General features: G+C 42.9%; 21 protein-coding genes and 1 pseudogene. 20 read left to right on the top strand and 2 right to left on the bottom strand.

Annotated features, from left to right (window positions below; genetic code table 11):
* The first annotated feature begins 68 nt into the window (after positions 1 to 68).
* From BLS69_RS15980 to BLS69_RS15960, 5 genes and pseudogenes are all read left to right on the top strand, one after another.
* Positions 69 to 1031 (top strand): ABC transporter permease, encoded by a 963-nt coding sequence (locus BLS69_RS15980; RefSeq protein WP_370511435.1) that lies wholly within the window; start codon positions 69 to 71, stop codon positions 1029 to 1031.
* A 16-nt stretch (positions 1032 to 1047) separates the two neighbouring features.
* Entirely contained in the window at positions 1048 to 1920 is an 873-nt protein-coding gene (locus BLS69_RS15975; RefSeq protein WP_091033268.1) for a carbohydrate ABC transporter permease, read from the top strand.
* A 306-nt stretch (positions 1921 to 2226) separates the two neighbouring features.
* Complete coding sequence (locus BLS69_RS15970; protein WP_091033266.1) at positions 2227 to 2694, top strand: GNAT family N-acetyltransferase; 468 nt, start codon at positions 2227 to 2229, stop codon at positions 2692 to 2694.
* Between the two features lie 119 nt (positions 2695 to 2813).
* A pseudogene (locus tag BLS69_RS15965) lies at positions 2814 to 4434 on the top strand (xylulokinase).
* A gap of 296 nt (positions 4435 to 4730) precedes the next feature.
* The gene (locus BLS69_RS15960; protein WP_091033264.1) at positions 4731 to 5372 is read left to right on the top strand and encodes a FusB/FusC family EF-G-binding protein; all 642 of its coding nucleotides are present in this window, start codon (positions 4731 to 4733) and stop codon (positions 5370 to 5372) included.
* A 131-nt stretch (positions 5373 to 5503) separates the two neighbouring features.
* On the opposite strand, the gene BLS69_RS15955 is transcribed toward BLS69_RS15960, so the two are convergent.
* Complete coding sequence (locus BLS69_RS15955) at positions 5504 to 6091, bottom strand: NAD(P)H oxidoreductase (protein ID WP_091033261.1); 588 nt, start codon at positions 6089 to 6091, stop codon at positions 5504 to 5506.
* A 245-nt stretch (positions 6092 to 6336) separates the two neighbouring features.
* Between BLS69_RS15955 and BLS69_RS15950 the strand changes: the two genes are divergently transcribed.
* From BLS69_RS15950 to BLS69_RS15880, 15 genes are all read left to right on the top strand, one after another.
* On the top strand, positions 6337 to 6735 hold the full coding sequence (locus tag BLS69_RS15950) for a winged helix-turn-helix transcriptional regulator (RefSeq protein WP_047842123.1): 399 nt from the start codon (positions 6337 to 6339) through the stop codon (positions 6733 to 6735).
* Complete coding sequence (locus BLS69_RS15945; RefSeq protein ID WP_176872732.1) at positions 6732 to 6920, top strand: NUDIX hydrolase; 189 nt, start codon at positions 6732 to 6734, stop codon at positions 6918 to 6920. Before BLS69_RS15950 ends, BLS69_RS15945 begins: the two co-directional genes overlap by 4 nt.
* 69 nt (positions 6921 to 6989) lie before the next feature.
* The gene (locus BLS69_RS15940) at positions 6990 to 7379 is read left to right on the top strand and encodes a hypothetical protein (protein WP_091033259.1); all 390 of its coding nucleotides are present in this window, start codon (positions 6990 to 6992) and stop codon (positions 7377 to 7379) included.
* A 121-nt stretch (positions 7380 to 7500) separates the two neighbouring features.
* Positions 7501 to 8364, top strand: coding sequence for a DUF4085 family protein (locus BLS69_RS15935; protein ID WP_091033256.1), 864 nt, complete (start codon positions 7501 to 7503; stop codon positions 8362 to 8364).
* A 31-nt stretch (positions 8365 to 8395) separates the two neighbouring features.
* Positions 8396 to 8836, top strand: coding sequence for an oxidoreductase (locus BLS69_RS15930; RefSeq protein WP_091033252.1), 441 nt, complete (start codon positions 8396 to 8398; stop codon positions 8834 to 8836).
* Positions 8837 to 8848: 12 nt separating this feature from the next.
* Positions 8849 to 9136 (top strand): hypothetical protein, encoded by a 288-nt coding sequence (locus BLS69_RS15925; protein ID WP_091033249.1) that lies wholly within the window; start codon positions 8849 to 8851, stop codon positions 9134 to 9136.
* Positions 9137 to 9158: 22 nt separating this feature from the next.
* Positions 9159 to 9374 carry a hypothetical protein gene (locus BLS69_RS15920; RefSeq protein ID WP_143023585.1) on the top strand — a complete coding sequence of 72 codons (216 nt, stop codon included), beginning with the start codon at positions 9159 to 9161 and terminating at the stop codon, positions 9372 to 9374.
* A gap of 43 nt (positions 9375 to 9417) precedes the next feature.
* Entirely contained in the window at positions 9418 to 9981 is a 564-nt protein-coding gene (locus tag BLS69_RS15915; protein WP_091033243.1) for an HAD-IIIA family hydrolase, read from the top strand.
* 6 nt (positions 9982 to 9987) lie between these two features.
* On the top strand, positions 9988 to 10248 hold the full coding sequence (locus BLS69_RS32955; RefSeq protein ID WP_371129050.1) for an NUDIX domain-containing protein: 261 nt from the start codon (positions 9988 to 9990) through the stop codon (positions 10246 to 10248).
* Between the two features lie 292 nt (positions 10249 to 10540).
* Positions 10541 to 11404: a phosphotransferase gene (locus BLS69_RS15905; protein ID WP_091033238.1), complete on the top strand. Its 864-nt coding sequence runs from the start codon at positions 10541 to 10543 to the stop codon at positions 11402 to 11404.
* Between the two features lie 142 nt (positions 11405 to 11546).
* Positions 11547 to 11750 carry a MepB family protein gene (locus BLS69_RS15900; protein ID WP_256332315.1) on the top strand — a complete coding sequence of 68 codons (204 nt, stop codon included), beginning with the start codon at positions 11547 to 11549 and terminating at the stop codon, positions 11748 to 11750.
* A gap of 258 nt (positions 11751 to 12008) precedes the next feature.
* Positions 12009 to 12425, top strand: a complete 417-nt coding sequence (locus BLS69_RS15895) for a MerR family transcriptional regulator (RefSeq protein WP_091033235.1) — start codon at positions 12009 to 12011, stop codon at positions 12423 to 12425.
* A 25-nt stretch (positions 12426 to 12450) separates the two neighbouring features.
* Positions 12451 to 13422, top strand: coding sequence for an aldo/keto reductase (locus BLS69_RS15890; RefSeq protein ID WP_091033232.1), 972 nt, complete (start codon positions 12451 to 12453; stop codon positions 13420 to 13422).
* 317 nt (positions 13423 to 13739) lie between these two features.
* Entirely contained in the window at positions 13740 to 14123 is a 384-nt protein-coding gene (locus BLS69_RS15885; RefSeq protein WP_091033230.1) for a hypothetical protein, read from the top strand.
* Positions 14124 to 14265: 142 nt separating this feature from the next.
* A complete protein-coding gene (locus tag BLS69_RS15880) occupies positions 14266 to 15291 on the top strand; it encodes a glycine-rich domain-containing protein (RefSeq protein WP_091033228.1) in 1026 nt (341 codons plus the stop codon).
* Between the two features lie 137 nt (positions 15292 to 15428).
* Here BLS69_RS15880 and BLS69_RS15875 read toward each other — a convergent pair whose 3' ends face one another.
* Positions 15429 to 16412: a cation diffusion facilitator family transporter gene (locus BLS69_RS15875; RefSeq protein WP_091033225.1), complete on the bottom strand. Its 984-nt coding sequence runs from the start codon at positions 16410 to 16412 to the stop codon at positions 15429 to 15431.
* Positions 16413 to 16611 lie beyond the last annotated feature (199 nt).

The following is a 16611-nucleotide window of genomic DNA, read 5'->3' as shown; positions in this document are numbered from 1 at the left end:
CTTGATACTATTTATATCAGAGAACCCGATCACACACAAAAACTTTTTTTGGGAACAGGAGAAGCGCTATGGAGGCTAAATTGGAGGGTAAGCGGATCCCGCAGGCAAACGTTGGGAACAAGCTGGATAAAAAGAGAAAAAAACGCTACAAACAGCCATGGATTCTGCACTTCATGGTGTTGCCTGCGGCTATTATGGTCTTTATATTTTCATACATTCCGATGTCCGGGATTTTGATGGCATTTCAAGATTATAAACCTGCACTGGGATTTTTCAATTCCGAATGGGTAGGACTGAAGCACTTCAGGTATATGTGGGAAAATGATTATTTCCTGCAAATTACGTGGAACACGCTATTTTTTGCCTGTACGAAGATCGTCATGAATCTGATCATTCCGTTTATCTTTGCCTTATTGCTTAACGAGGTACGGAAGATGGCGCTGAAAAGAACGATTCAAACGCTCGTGTATCTTCCACACTTTCTGTCCTGGGTTACGTTGTCAGGTATTCTGATCGACATTCTGGCCCAGACGGGTATTGTCAATCAGTTCCTGGTTTCGGTATTCGGTATCAAGCCGATCTTCTTCCTGGGGGATGGCAGCTGGTTCCGGTTCACGATTATAGCGAGTGATGTCTGGAAAGAGTTTGGTTTCAACACAATTATCTTCCTAGCGGCACTGTCCGGTATTAACCCTGCGCTCTATGAAGCAGCTGAAGTAGATGGGGCAGGACGCTGGAAGCAAACGATGTATATTACCATCCCGGCACTGATTCCCATTGGGATCGTAATCGCAACACTGGCACTGGGTAATGTGCTTAACGCCAACTTTGACCAGATCTTTAACTTATATAGTCCGTTAATTTACCAACAAGGAGATATTATCGATACGTTTGTGTATAGAGAAGGTCTGCTTAGTGGGCAGTTCAGTTTCGCTACCGCTGTGAATCTGTTCAAATCGGTCATCAGCCTGATCCTGATTGTGATCTCGTACCGACTGGCTTACCGATTCGCCGGATATCGAATTTTCTAGAAAGGATGACAAACGAATGTACCATAAAACGATGCCTTACCGCATATTCAGCATATTCAACAATGTGTTCCTGACCATCCTTTCACTGCTCTGCTTGCTGCCTTTGTATCACTTACTCATGGTATCACTTAGCGCATCCGCACCTGCAAATGCTGGTCTCGTCACGTTCTGGCCGATTGGATTTACACTGGAGGCGTATGCGAAGACATTTGCCAATACCAACTTCCTCTCCTCCTTATGGGTATCTGTGGAGCGGACGGTACTCGGTACTGGACTTGCGTTAATTGTTAATACGCTTGCAGCCTATGCGCTTTCCAAAGAGACGCGGGTGTTCCGCGCACGTAACATCTATCTGTGGTATTTTGTCATCACGATGCTGTTCAGCGGTGGCCTCATTCCGGGATATATCCTGATTCTGAAGCTAGGACTGATGAACACATTGCTGGCCTTGATTCTGCCAGGATTGGTTGCGGTGTTTAACATTATTCTGTTACTGAATTTCTTCCGTACCGTTCCGAAGGATCTGGAGGAAGCCGCATTTATCGATGGCGCAGGACATTTCCAGACGTTTGTCAAAATCTATCTGCCGGTCTCCGTACCTGTTATTGCAACCGTTTCGCTCTTCATGATGGTGGGGCATTGGAACGCATATTTTGACGGGATCATCTACATCCGTGATGCGGAAAAACTTCCACTCGCCACATTCATGCAGACGATCATCGTGCAGGCCGATATGTCGAAGCTTGATCCAGAAGCGGTGAAGAACCTGTCCCAACGGACCATTCGGGCTTCGCAGATCTTTATCAGCGCACTGCCAATCCTGCTTGTGTACCCGTTCCTGCAACGTTATTTTGTAACGGGGATCGTGGTTGGTGCTGTTAAGGAGTAGTTGAATGTAGGGAATGAATAGGATTGTAAAATGGAGTCACTGAACTGGGGAAGGCCAGGGAGGTGGCTTCTTTTTGTGGAAAAGAACGTTGCGCATATGTAGTGTATTACCTTTATTTGAATAAAATGGTACGATGAGTTGATAAAAGAGTGATCCTCAATATTTGTCTCTTAAAGTGTGTACATCCCACAGAACGAATCAAATACCAGTTTCAATGGGGCGATTTTTACTCCTGCTTTTATTTAACTAGTGCAGTGAGATAGAGAAGAAAATAGTAATGATGATAAGTGCAGGAGGGAATTCAAAATGGATTTTAGAAGAATAACTTGGGATAATTTTATCGAATGTATTGAACTTAAAGTTACTCCAGACCAACAAAGATTCATATCCTCGAACCAACATGCACTTGCTGAAGCGTACGTTGCCTCAGATGAGGGGCAGATTATTATTACTTTTGCAGTCTATAAGGAAGACAATATGGTAGGTTTTATTTCGATGTACTATGATGACGGGGATGGCAATTTTGATTATAGCAGTTATGGCATCTTCAAGATGATGATTGATCAGCGTTACCAAGGTAAGGGATATGGTAAAGAAATGGTAGTAAAAGCAATCGAGTATGCGAGGACTTTTCCACGTGGAAAAGCCAAAGTTGCAGAACTCACCTACAAACCTGAAAATGTAGTTGCGAAGAAAATTTATGACTCTCTTGGTTTTATTCAAACTGGTGAAATATTGGCATGTGGTGAAGTACAGGCGGTATTAACCTTGTGATTGTCCGTTACAGCTCCAATCCTGCTCTTGCTTCATGAAATTTACACCTCGATTTGGGCTATTCAAATCAACTATTCCCGAATCGAGCTATTTCAAATTCAGAGAGGATGAATACGATGATGGATCAAAACTTGAAACAAGCAATAGTCAGGGGAGAAACTTCGCTGGGCATTGAATTTGGATCCACACGAATCAAAGCTGTACTTATTGATCACCATTTTAATACCGTCTGTTCCAGCAGTTATGAGTGGGAAAATCAATTGATTGGCGGTTACTGGACTTACTTACCCTATGGATGAAATGATTCATGGGTTGCAACAAACCTATCATCAATTAAAGCAAGAGATTGAAACAAATTATGGTGTAACGATACAAAAAATTGGCTCAATCGGATGCTCTGCTATGATGCAGGGTTACATTGCACTTGATCAAACAGGGGAGTTATTGGTTCCGTTTCGTACATGGCGAAATGCCACAACGGGTAAGGCTGCATCAGAGCTAACCGAGAAATTCCAGTTTAAAATTCCAGAGCGCTGGAGCATCGCACATTTGTATCAAGCGATTTTGAACGGAGAAGAGCATGTCGCTAACATCAATTATATTACGACACTATCAGGTTACATACATCGGCTGTTAACTGGCAGTAAAGCTATGGGTATAGGGGATGCCTCAGGTATGTTCCCAATTGATGAATCCACACTGGGATATCATGAAGAAATGTTGAAAAAGTTTGACGATTTAATTGCCGACAAAGGCTACCCGTGGCATCTTAAAGATATTTTACCTAAAGTGTATACTGCCGGTGAACATGCCGGATATCTTAGTGAAGCTGGTGCACGACTGTTAGATCCATCGGGTAACTTGGAATCCACTATTCCACTGTGCCCTCCGGAAGGCGATGCTGGAACAGGGATGGTCGCTACGAATAGTGTCCAAAAACGTACGGGTAACATTTCCGTAGGTACATCGATTTTTGCCATGATTGTATTAGATAAAAACCTATCTACGGTATACCCTGAGATTGACATCGTGACTACACCTGATGGCAATCCTGTGGCTATGGTTCTTGCGAATAACTGCTCCAGCGATATTAATGCCTGGGTCGACTTGTTCCGTGAGTTTTATGAGGCGATGGGACAGAAGCCCGATATGAACCAGTTATTCAGTGTGTTGTTCAATGAAGCACTGAAAGCTGACGCTGATGGCGGTGGCTTACTGAGCTATGGCTACTATTCAGGCGAGAACATTACAGGAATTGCAAAAGGTCGTCCGTTGTTCGTACGTTCTCCAGAGAGCCGCTTCAATCTGGCAAACTTTATGAGAGTCCATCTGTTTGCTGCGTTCGCTGCACTAAGGCTCGGGCTGGATATTCTTACACAGAAGGAGCACGTAACGATTGAGCACATTTGGGCGCATGGCGGATTGTTTAAAACCCCACTAGTCGCTCAAAAAATGTGCGCATCCGCACTGAATATTCCCGTGTCGGTTATGTCTACCGCTGGTGAAGGTGGCGCATGGGGAATGGCTATTTTGGCTTCCTACATGGTTAATAAGCAGCAGCACGAGGGTTTGGCAGAGTACCTTACTACTAAGGTGTTTATTGATGCAGAAGGACAAGAGGTTTCTCCCAATAGCGCAGACGTGAATGGATTTGCCTTGTTCATGGAGCGTTACACGGAAGGGCTGGCCATTGAGCAGTCAGCAGTAGATCATTTCGTGGAAAATGGGAAGAAAGCTTAAGATGTAATTATATTTCTTGAACAGAGGAGATTGGAACGAAGCCCGTTGCCTACACTATGCTGCCCTGCTATAATTTCGATATATCTATCGTATTGGGGGTTATGACGTGGCAATATGGATAATGCCGGATTGCTCGTTCGCTAGAAAGCCTTACGCAAAGCCTGAATAGGGGCGGACTTTGTGTAGGGCGCGACAAAAATGAGATTGTTGCCCTGGAATCTACATTAACATAACGTTTCATCCCGCAGGCTTTGCACCTTATTTGTTCTTCCAATAAAAATAAGGGGCTGAACGCCATGCAAACACCATTTATTCAGAATCACCAATTCAATTATATTCAAAAACAAGCTGATTTCCTGCTGAAAACGCTACGCTCGGTTGTAGATCCCAAAGTATTGGAAACCGTCCGTTATACGGCCGGCACCAATGCGGTGAGCATCTTCGATGAACTGACTCCGGAACAAAAGCAACTGATAGAGCAGTTATCCACGTATGAGACGACACATGAATTGCAGACGTATCTGAACGGGCTGGAATCATATCTGATTCCATATCCGCAAGTATCAGCGAAGCAGATTCAGAAGCTGTTTCCGAAAGCCAAGAAGCTCAAAGTGCCCGATCTCGAATCCATCGATTATGCACATACAACCTATCTGAGATGGACTGACATTGCGACGAGCCGTTTGTTCATCGTGTATCCGTACGAAGGCAGATTCCTGGGTATCGAGGGACGGATTACACCCACAAACAAAAAAGGGTACTGCATGTTCTGTCATCGTCATCAGGAGCTTGGATTCTTCAACGTGAAGACCAAGGCTCATTCGCCAGACAACTTTTCTTCCATTGCCCAGTACGTATGCATGGATAACACAGCTTGCAACCATAGCATCACTGATATCACTATGTTGGAGAAGTTTCTTCTCTCGACAGTAAAATAATGCAAGACACACACGCAAAAAGGTCGCTCTTCGGAGCGACCTTTTTGCGTGTTCAAGCGTTGTGATTCGATATTGAACGTACCACAAAACTTCAGAATAGATATTCGGGTCATACCTTTTTTCTCATACGATCATGGAGTCGAAATATCGTTGGCATAGTTCAGTCCCAAGTGATGTGCATGGTTCAGCAGTGCCTCATAATGCTCAGGCTTGGATTCCAACGTTTCATATATAAACTCAACTTTTGATTGGGACACGCCGCAGTAATCGGCAATACCTACATTGAGCAGATTGGCAATCGATTCACCATAGTTGCGCTTCTGCATCTGCTCTTCCGTCACACCCGAAAGAGCGATCCACAATATCTGCTGATGAGGAAGTTTATTCGCTCCATAGGCAAATCCGTTATTCATGACACGATCCACATAACCTTTCAACATGGCTGGCAGATGCCACCACCAGAGAGGAAACACAAAAGCGACAGCATCGTGTTTCTTCAATCGCTTCATCTCGGTTTCAACCTCAGGTGAGAACACTTGATTCTCTTGGGTATAGTCTGGTTCATCCATCTCACGAAGAATCGGGTCAAATCCAATTCCATGTAAATCCAATATCTCATAACCGTGACCAGCTTCGGTAAGCCCCTGTGCAAAACGTTGAGCTACCTGAAAGGTCAAGGAGTCTTTTCTGGGGTGGGATACTACAACGAGTACGTTCATCTTATCTTTCACTACCTTTCTGGATTGCAGTATTGTAGCCATAAATCAGTGGCTGATGCTATTATAAACAGGTATGAAAACATCTGGAAGTACGCACTTTGATGTTCTATAGGAAGAATGAAGTGCTATAGGAACATTAAAGTACCCTAAATGGATGCCTCGAAATAGGCTCAAATAATAGAAAGAAGAGCACCAAAAAGATTAAGATTCACCTTGATATAGCCTGATTATGGAGGGGTTCAAAAATGACGGAACATGAAGACACAAACGCTACAAAGAAATATAAAGTTGGCGTGGAAGCGGCCTTGGAAGTGATGGGCGGAAAGTGGAAGCCTTTGATTATTTATCATTTGATGACGGGACGTAAACGCACGTCGGAGCTTCGAAGATTGATACCAGACATTACGCAGAAGATGCTGACAACACAGCTCAGAGGTCTGGAAAAGGACGAGATTGTGCAGCGCAAGGTATATTCGGAGGTTCCTCCCAAAGTTGAATATGAGTTAACGGACTACGGCTGGGGACTCAAGCCTGCCCTGGACCATTTATGTTATTGGGGAGAAGAGCATCTGGATAAAATCCACGGAGATAAGTTTAAAGTTTTGGAGGACTTCGATTCTGAAGAGAAGGGGGCCAGAAATTGATTGTAGGATACGTGGATGAAAGCCAGGTTGTCCGGTTAAATCATGAACATATCGAGTACCAATGGATGACGTTTGACGAAGCTAAAGAAAATGCGGCATTGCCCGGAATTGATGACATTTTGGATTTTGTTGAAAAGCATTTTGTCAGAAAAGGCCCTTCCGAGTGGCTTCGGATTAATGGTTAGAATAATTAGGAGGTGGAACTCATCACATACAAGACGATTTATCCAAGAGCATGGTTGAGCCTATTATGTATGTTGGTCATTGAAGCTATACTTTTCAGGGAGGGTATTTACGGTAAAAATGGTTTTTTTAAGTACTCGCTGATCGTTATATTGACCTTTATTCTCGGTTATATCGTTTTCCTGATCTGGCGTTTATTTTTCACTAAACCCAGTATTACGCTGGAAAGCGATCATGTGATTTCTACGAAAAACCAGAGATATGATGCATCTCAGATTGAGTGTATTTATGTGAATTACAGACGGATTGGCATCAAACTCTATGGTAAACGGTTAGTACCGATGGATCTATGTTTTTATTTTCAACGAGGTCAGGAATCCGCAGGCGTAAAAGCTGTTCATGAATGGGCCGCGCGAAACGACAAAGAAATAAAACACAAATTGTTTCAAACCTTGGGGTAGACCAGTACGTCTGTTGAGTATAAGGGATCGTTGAGGAGGTGCAGCTTAATTCTTGTCACAAATTAAAAAGGTCTATGCTTAATAGCAAAGTTGATTCTATAAATCAACAGGAGAGATGCCCATGAGATATCTAACGAAAGAATGGTATGAGCTTTGTCAGCAGACACATCTTCATTTTGGTTTAAGAGTACATAACGGAGCTTACGAGTCAGATGAGAATCTATTTTTAAGGCTGTATAAAAGAAAGGAAAAAGCACATGTGAAGCAGGAGCGAGAGCTATATAACTTGGACCCACGTTTCATGCTGGAGCATGATGGTCAGGTCATGACTCGTGTAGAGAAAGCCTTTAGCGGAGAAGAAGTGACAGAAGAGGATCAAATGGTTACTCACATGCCTCCGGAACAAAGAGCGCATATCGAGAAACTCATTGCAGAATATGATGTACGCCCTCCTTTTGATGAGAAGAAATGTAAGGAAGAGTACAAAGAATCGATGGAGTGGAATTTTCAATACAAGGCGGAGAATTTGCCACAGGAAATCGTTGAACAAATTGCGGATATCCGTGTCTTTACGTTGGGTTATTGCACGAGAGAAGTTATGCTCCAGCTGAATAAACAGAGTGCAGAGAATAGAAGAGAAATGGAACGCATATCGAAAGAATTTAGAGAAGTGATGATGTCACAGGATATTTCCGATGAAATACATGGGCGGATTCAATACCATGATTGTACAGTGACGGAACTGCTGACTTGTGATGAAGTGGTCATTCGTTTTGACACCCGTGGGGGCTTCACCAACATAAATAAACTTACGCTGGTTGCACCCGAAATCATCAAGCAAGACGGTGGGATTGTAGGCAGTTACTGGCTGTATCAAGAGCTGTATCGGATCGATAACGGATATGAGCTTCATGTTCTATTTGGTGGAGAAAATATGCCTGAGCTGATTGTTCGCTGTGCTGACATTCTTGTAGAGGTAGAATGAGAGAGGCCAAGAGGATGATTACGGAGGAAATATAGTGAAAATTAGCACGATAGAAACCAAGTTAGCTTCAAGATACGGTGAGTTTGATCCTGAACAGGATGGGAATAAAAATACGAGATTTGCTGACATCATTATTGATGGTACATCGCTCTATCAAGGATTGAGAAAACATGAATTGGTACCATGTCTGGGATGGGGAAGCGATGAATATCAAAGACTTCTCATTGATTATTTTTTACTTAAGAAACCACATGAATTCATGTATTATAGATATCCCATTTTAGTATGTCCCTGGTGTGGGGATGAGGAGTGTGGATTTATTTCTGTAAAGATTGATAGGGAAGATGATGTTGTGATCTGGAGAGATTTCATATTGAACGACAAGAACCTACAGGTAGGCCCGTTTTATTTTGGTTGGAAAAATTATAAACAGGCCATCGAAAATACGTTTGGTACGGCAGGAATTCAGTAAGGAAAAAGGAGGATGAAGGAAATAGAGATGGAATGGACCACCAGTACGTTTGGTTATTTATCTACTCCCGTATTTGTCGTGGGGATTGCATGTTACTTCTTTCCTGATTTTCTATACCAAATATTTGTTCTGATGAGATATCGAAAAATTAAACCGAATTACGAGTTTGAAGATAACCCACCTAATAGTGATATCCCTAAACATATCGAAATAATATTAAAAGTACTAGGCACCATTATGGTTATCCTGGGGATTATATGGTTTTGGTTTTCAGAAGAGTTTTATGACTTATTATTTTGACAGCAAGGAGTTGGACACCATTTTGGAATTTATCTGGACTTTAGTGATCTCAATTATAAGTTTAATTGTCGTTCTTATCTTTGCTGCAATTGTACGTTATGCGATAGATTCATCCAAAACATCAAAAAAGCTGGATGTATTAATCAAAGAAGTGCACTATCTGAAAACTGAAATTAAAAAACAACAACACAATAAACAGCAAGATGGCAGCAAGCATATTATCGATGAGAAAGTATAGATGAACGACACGACTTGAAATTTTTCTGAGAAGGGAACAGACCATGATGAAACCACAGGGGAACGTACAAGCTGTTTTTATAGACAGAGATGGAACAATTGGTGGTACAGGTCATTTTATTCATCCAAGAGATTTCAGATTATACCCCAATGCTCAAGAAGCAATTATGCTTTTGAAACGAGAAGGAATTATGGTGCTGGCTTTTACGAATCAATATCGAATCTCACGTGGAGAAGCAAGTGTTGAGGATTTTGAAGAGCAATTTAGCGAGTACGGATTCGATCACTCCTATATATGTCCGCATGAGCAAGAATGCAGTTGCAGAAAGCCACAACCCGGAATGTTACTACAGGCCTCAGAGGAACACGGTCTGGATTTATCCAAATGCATCGTTATTGGAGATGTAGGAGATACAGACATGCTTGCTGCCCATGCCGTAGGTGCGACCAAGATCATGGTGCGAACAGGCTGGGGGGAATCTTCATTAACCAAATTCAGAGACAAATGGACGGAGACTGAACCTGATTATATCGCAGAAGATATTTGGGATGCCGTACAATGGATCATTCATGGAAGGGGAATTCAGAAAATAGAAGACAGGAGGTAACTGTGCATGGGCATGTCAGACTATTACAAAAACCTCAGGGAAAAGATCGGCAATGAGCTTATTTTTATGCCGGGTGTAGCTGGGATTATCCGAAATGAACAAGGGGAGATCCTGTTCGGTCGTAAACATAACGAATCAACCTGGGGGCTGATTGCTGGAGCAATTGAGCTTGGTGAGACACCGGCGCAAGCGATGGTAAGAGAGGCACTGGAAGAGACAGGTCTAGTTGTTGAACCGGAGAAGATTATCGGAATATACGGGGGGTGAAGCCAGACGGTTTACATACAGCAATGGTCATCAGGTCGAATATTTGACTATCGTATTTGAATGCAGGATCAGATCTGGACAACTTACGCCCGATAATGAAGAGATGAAGGATTTGCAGTTTTTCCCCGAGGATCAGCTTCCACCCATGGCAAACAAGTACCCAGACTATATGTTTAGTTCCAATCAAGAGGAACGGGCGCATTTTGAAAGATAACCCACTGTGCAATTGGAATCTAAACTCACCTTATGTCTACCAAATGAATTCAGATCCTAGTTATATGAGGAGAACCATATGTTAATTAATCCAACGATTAATGAGGTCAATAACTTATTCAAGATGCATCATATCAACGAAGAAATATCTAAAATTCAAAGTTTGTCAGGTACCACAGCTGGACGTGTTTATCGGTTGAGTACAAGTCTGAATAAACACTATATTTTGAAATCGGATGAACCCGAACAGATTCACATCGCCCAGCAGTTTTTGGATACGTATAAGAATTCTTCGTTATTGCCTGAAGTTTTGTACACTGATCCGGCTAACACTTATTTTATTTATACGTATAATGACGGTACGACCCATTTCAACCGGGGCCTAAAGAGAGAATGGTTAACTCGTCTGGTGAAAGAGTTATTCAATACATATGTGCGTTCTACAGATACGAAATCATGGGGCAGAATAGAGTTCCCGCAGAGGACATGGAAAGAATTCAATCAGATTAGTATTCAAGAAGCAAAGATGAATATCGGAAATATTTTAACAACAGATGATTATAATCTGGTTCAATCCAAAGTGGATCGTCTCTTTGATGAGGAAGAAGAGAAGTTTCTTTTGCATGGCGATACGGGGGTTCATAATTTTGTATATGATCAAAATGAACTCATCGGCGTTATTGACCCATCTCCAATGGTTGGACCTATCGTCTATGATTTCTTGTATGCTTTTAGCTCCTCGCCAGATAATATCAACACTGAAACATTGTTTACTACATTCGAACTTCTGGAACAGGTGGAAATGGATAAATCCAGATTGATCGAGGAAGCTCTGGTCCATCTATATTGCCGAATTGGGCTGAGTAACAAGCATCATCCTGATGATCTGCCTGAATATTTGGAGGCATGGAATGAATGGAAAAGACTATGTCAGGGATGTTAAAATAGTAAAGTTTTCACCTTGAATTCTTTCTCCATTCGATTCCGTCGACACAGCCATATGACGTTTCAGATCCAGCAGATATGTATGTCATTAGTACGCGCTCAGGTAGCCATTTGGTCAATTTGTATTTCCAAAGCATGTATTGTTACAGCGAGATATCGTATCGGATCAAGGCAAAGGTGGCAAGCGCGCCATACGTGTATATCCGCCCTGGGACAAGCCAACAAGTAAACAGGCTCTAAAAACGCAGCAATGGCAGCTGGAATACTTCTTGGAAGTACCTTTTACCGAACCATTGAACTGTGATCAAGCCAGGGTACTTTATGGCACTCAACAATTAAAGTAAGTGAAACAATTGCTCAGATTCCCCAAGTTTTTTTCTCCGAATCTCAGCTTTCACCCGATCTTTTCGACAATCTCCTCTATTCGTTATTTCCCAGTATCGAAGCGTGCGTGATGTCCTCCATTTGTTAAAAATAGTGAATGTCAGTGAATTTAATTTTTTTTGAAATTAGTGCTTGCCTTAATGTGAACATTAAGCCTTAGGATGTAAAAGAACCGGCCAATACATTCCACAAATGAACATAAAGGAGGAGTCAGCATTATGGCTTTCTCGATAAAAGAAGCTTCGGAGCGGCTGGGTTGTCCTGCACATAAAATTCGTTACTACGAGAAGGAGGGACTGCTCCCTTACATTCAACGGGATCAACATGGAAATCGGATGTTCGAGGAAGAACATCTGGATTGGATGCGACTGATGTCTTGTTTCCGGGCAACGGGGATGAAAGTATCTACACTGAAACATATGGTTAGTCTGGCGCTGGATGGTGACTCAACGATTCCACAACGGAAAGCGATCCTTCACGAATATAAAGAAGAATTACATCGCCGCCAACTTGAAATTGCCGAAGCACTTGCAGCGGTGAATAACAAATTGACCATCTATGAAGACATAGAAACAGGAAAGCTTCCATCAGAGAGCAAGTTGCTAGACCAAATGGAAAGCATCGGTAAAGACTAATATTAACGGATGGAGAGATGGAGAAATGAAGCAAAGAGTGCTGGGAAATAGCGATATCGTCGTATCTTCGATTGGATTGGGAGTTATGGGTATGTCTCCGGGGATGTACGGGGAAACCAATGATGAGGAGTCAATGAAGACCATACATCACGCGCTGGAGATTGGCGTTACACTGCTAGATACAGCAGATGTGTATGGGAACGGTCATAATGAGGAACTACTGGGGAAAGCGCTGAAGGGACGTCGGGATCAGGCCATTATTGCTACCAAATTTGGATACACTCCGAACTATGAAACGTTGAATGGCCATCCGGATTACGTGAAAAAGGCTGTAGAAGCAAGTCTTCGCCGGCTGAATACAGACTATATTGATCTATACTACCAACACAGGGTAGATCCTCAGATTCCGATTGAGGAAACCGTTGGTGCGATGGCTGACTTGGTTAAAGAGGGAAAAGTCCGCTGTCTTGGCTTGTCGGAAGCATCGGCTTCCACTTTACGTCGGGCACACGCCATTCATCCGATCTCTGCGTTGCAGAGTGAATATTCCCTGTGGAGCAGGGATATTGAGGACGAGATTCTACCAACTGCGAGAGAATTGAATATTACTCATATTGCATACAGTCCATTGAGCAGAGGGTTTATCTCAGGTGAGATACGGACATTCGAGGATTTGGATGTTAATGATCTGCGCAGATATATGCCGAGGTTCCAAGGAGACAATTTCGCCAAAAATGTAGAAGTTGTGGATAAAATCAAAGAGATCGCGATGGAGAAGAGTTGTACGCCTGCGCAATTGGCTTTAGCTTGGACCATGGCTAACAACGCATTGCCGATTCCGGGAACGAAACGAATCAAATATTTGGAGGAAAACGCGAACGCTGCAACGATTGAACTGACACCTGATGACTTAGCTCGTATTGAAAAGGTAAGCCCCAAAAATGAAGTCCATGGAACACGTTATATGAAAGAAATGATGACTCAGCTTAATGGGTAAATAATGTTTTTATAAGTTATTATCCGTAGCAACGTAGTTGCTCAGTAAAATACAATATAGAATACAAATAGAGACTCTCCTTTAGTGAAAGTCTCTATTTGTATTGATTTCCAATCGAGAGACATGAATGTTGAAAGCGGACAGGCAGGGGAGTCTAAAAGGCAAAAAAGAAAGTATGATTTAGTGGAATATCCTGTATAATTTAGAGAACAGTCATGTTTACCTTTCTGTAGAGAAAGAAGGATCTGCGATTGGAAAATAAGGTATCTTTATTATGGTAGTGATTTTACTGCCACTTTGAATACTGGAGTGTGGTCATGATCGTATTAGCGTCAGCAATAGCATTTACCATCCTGATCCTAATCGTGATTCTCTTTCAGGTTGCTTTAGCGGTAGGTGTGCCCTGGGGAGAGTACGCCATGGGTGGAAAGTTTCCCGGGAAATACCCCATTTCCATGCGTTTTGCCTGTATAGTTCAGATTGCAATTTTAGCATTCATGGGTATCATTGTTCTAAGTAAAGCAGGATTGCTTTGGCCTCAGTTGTCTGTTTTTGCAGAGACAGCGATCTGGTTTATCGTCGCGTATTTAGTACTTGGGACGATTTTGAATCTGATTACGAGAAGTGTATGGGAACGAAGAATCTGGGAGCCCGTAACGTTGTTGATGCTGGTAGCGAGTATAATGGTTGCCATTTCATAACAATGAGCAACAAAGAAATATATAAAACTAGAGCCCTGGCATGTATGCCAAAGGGCTCTATTAATCACTGCCGCTCCTCATTTATACTAATGACAGTTTAACCCTTACATAGAGAAGATCAACGGAGAGGAGCGGTTTTATTATGCCGATCTACTACTACTTTGTAGCAGTTTTATTAGTTGTAACAGTCTATTTGGTTCGACGTAAGCTCAAGATTTTCCGTCCAGCAGGAAGACGCAGGAAACAGACGAAAGTTACGTACAGACGAAAAAAAGCACCATTGAATCTAGGACTTCGAGAAGAAGTCTCCTATCAACAAACCATTCTTCAATTGGAGAAGAGTTACAATAAGCATTTTGCCAACAAACTCAAGATCCGAATTCAACAGGAATATCCTCAGATGAAAACGATGGAGTATCGGTGGAAATTGATAGAGCTTAAGCGATATTTCATTATGGCTTCATTACTTAAGCAGGTGCCCATGTTCAGTGATGAAGTTGATGATTTGTGGCATGAGATGCTGATGTTTACGAAATCTTACGCTGATTTTTGTGCAGAATTCATGGGTTCCACGGTGCACCATGAGCCGGCAATCACCCGCCGCGAAACGCCAGGAGCACGTGCATGGTTTGACTGGGTGTACTGTCAATTATTCGAGTTCACTCCCTACAGTGCTGCAATCTGGGGTGATTTTTTCACTTACCCATTATCCAGTGATGTACAGAAGCTGATCGCACAGGGAGATCAATCCGAACTGGTGAATGAACTGTTTCATGCCAGACGCATGCAGGAGGAGCCTGAAGCTGCTCAGGTGATTGCCTACTTGATTGATCAACTACATAGATGCGCAACTCTAAGTGAAGAAGAGCTATCTCCAGCATCTTCCGGAAGTAGCGATGTAGCTCTCGTCATGGCTAGCGCCATGGTGTATTACTCCATGCATAACGAGGCAACATATGGGCTACACATGGGCCGGCTAGAGCAGGAAATTCTTCCGCAGGAAAAGGCAGCCTATGGTTCCTCGTCAAGTAGTGGTTGCTCGAGCAGTTCCAGCTGTTATGCGGATCAATGTACTGACAGTAGTAGTTCCTCTGGAGGATCCGGATCATCCTCCGACTCTTCTTGCAGCTCTTCTAGCTGTTCATCTTGTGGTGGTGGCGGAGATTAATGAAGTCTGCAAGCCAGGAATGTGTCCATCCAGCAATAGGACAGGCCATAAAATTATAAAATTAAAAACAGGGCGTTCCCTTCACCGGGGAATCTGCCCTGTTTTCGTTTAGAAGCAACTAATATTTATTACCCATCTCAATGGTGATGATGTGCGTGAGCATCTGGTGCGTCGCCTTTGACGGTACATAATACCGAGGTGTCATGCAGATGTTTCTCCGACTCCACTTGGAGCGTCACATGTTTGATTTCTTTATGTTCCAGCATATGTTCAATCTTCTGAACCAGGATCTCGGATGCATAAACATCCATCGTTCCATCCACCACAATATGTGCGGTCAGTGCGTTCAGGTTACTGGTGATGGACCAGACATGCACATCATGAACGCCTTTGACACCTTCGACTTGTTTGATAGTCTGCACTAGGTCATTCACATCCACATTGGCCGGAGTTCCTTCCATTAAGATGTGCAGGGATGATTTGGTGACAAAGAAACCACTTCGCAATACCAGTGCTGCGACAATCACACTCGCCAGTGGATCGGCCCAACCCCAGCCGAAGAACATCATGAGCAGGGCTGCCGCAATGGCCCCGACCGATCCCAGCATGTCGCTGATAACATGGAGATAAGCACCACGCATATTCAGGTTATTCTCTGTATCGCTACCACGCATCATGATCCAGGCCACCAGAATATTGATGAGCAATCCAATGACGCTGATGATTAACATGCCTACGGTTGCGACTTCTGGCGGGTTGATAAAACGCCCAATCGCTTCGTAGAAAATGTAGAGTGCAATGGCGATTAACGTAATTCCGTTTAAAGTAGCGGCCAAAATTTCAAATCTTCTGTAGCCGTAGGTTTTGCCGGTATTTACTGCTTTTTCACCAAAGGTGAATGCCAGCAAAGCGATCCCGAGCGCAATGGAGTCGGACAACATATGGCCTGCATCCGAGATGAGCGCGAGACTGTTGGTGATGAATCCACCAACGGCTTCAACGATCATATAGATGGTAATAATAATGAAGGAAAATAACAGGACTTTCTTATTATTGGTTGTGTGAGCGTGGTTGTGTCCATGATCGTGCCCTTGGTTCTGATCGTGATGATGTCCGGACATATAAAATCCTCTCCTTTGGAGCCTTGCTCCGTTATGTAATATGATCTTGTGTGACTATAAATGTTCTTTAGCGATGGTTAATCATTAATAAATGAATATATGAGCGTTTGTTCATATGTTATGGTTTTATTATAGTTGGGCCTCATAATAGTGTCAACCAGATTCATGGAAATATAAACATGGCCGCGGTGTTTCCGGG

Source organism: Paenibacillus sp. CF095 (assembly GCF_900101225.1).
Classification (GTDB): domain Bacteria; phylum Bacillota; class Bacilli; order Paenibacillales; family Paenibacillaceae; genus Paenibacillus.
The sequence above is the reverse complement of the archived record's forward strand: the minus strand, read 5'-3'. Positions and strand labels throughout refer to the sequence as shown.

Bases quoted from the DNA above. Each gene is read 5' to 3' on its own strand.
- BLS69_RS15960 (WP_091033264.1), top strand. From the start codon at position 4,731: ATGCAAACACCATTTATTCAGAATCACCAATTCAATTATATTCAAAAA.
- BLS69_RS15885 (WP_091033230.1), top strand. From the start codon at position 13,740: ATGATCGTATTAGCGTCAGCAATAGCATTTACCATCCTGATCCTAATC.
- BLS69_RS15950 (WP_047842123.1), top strand. From the start codon at position 6,337: ATGACGGAACATGAAGACACAAACGCTACAAAGAAATATAAAGTTGGC.
- BLS69_RS15935 (WP_091033256.1), top strand. From the start codon at position 7,501: ATGAGATATCTAACGAAAGAATGGTATGAGCTTTGTCAGCAGACACAT.
- BLS69_RS15940 (WP_091033259.1), top strand. From the start codon at position 6,990: ATGTTGGTCATTGAAGCTATACTTTTCAGGGAGGGTATTTACGGTAAA.
- BLS69_RS15875 (WP_091033225.1), bottom strand. From the start codon at position 16,412: ATGTCCGGACATCATCACGATCAGAACCAAGGGCACGATCATGGACAC.
- BLS69_RS15905 (WP_091033238.1), top strand. From the start codon at position 10,541: ATGTTAATTAATCCAACGATTAATGAGGTCAATAACTTATTCAAGATG.
- BLS69_RS15880 (WP_091033228.1), top strand. From the start codon at position 14,266: ATGCCGATCTACTACTACTTTGTAGCAGTTTTATTAGTTGTAACAGTC.
- BLS69_RS15970 (WP_091033266.1), top strand. From the start codon at position 2,227: ATGGATTTTAGAAGAATAACTTGGGATAATTTTATCGAATGTATTGAA.
- BLS69_RS32955 (WP_371129050.1), top strand. From the start codon at position 9,988: ATGGGCATGTCAGACTATTACAAAAACCTCAGGGAAAAGATCGGCAAT.
- BLS69_RS15895 (WP_091033235.1), top strand. From the start codon at position 12,009: ATGGCTTTCTCGATAAAAGAAGCTTCGGAGCGGCTGGGTTGTCCTGCA.
- BLS69_RS15915 (WP_091033243.1), top strand. From the start codon at position 9,418: ATGATGAAACCACAGGGGAACGTACAAGCTGTTTTTATAGACAGAGAT.
- BLS69_RS15890 (WP_091033232.1), top strand. From the start codon at position 12,451: ATGAAGCAAAGAGTGCTGGGAAATAGCGATATCGTCGTATCTTCGATT.
- BLS69_RS15955 (WP_091033261.1), bottom strand. From the start codon at position 6,091: ATGAACGTACTCGTTGTAGTATCCCACCCCAGAAAAGACTCCTTGACC.
- BLS69_RS15925 (WP_091033249.1), top strand. From the start codon at position 8,849: ATGAAGGAAATAGAGATGGAATGGACCACCAGTACGTTTGGTTATTTA.
- BLS69_RS15975 (WP_091033268.1), top strand. From the start codon at position 1,048: ATGTACCATAAAACGATGCCTTACCGCATATTCAGCATATTCAACAAT.
- BLS69_RS15980 (WP_370511435.1), top strand. From the start codon at position 69: ATGGAGGCTAAATTGGAGGGTAAGCGGATCCCGCAGGCAAACGTTGGG.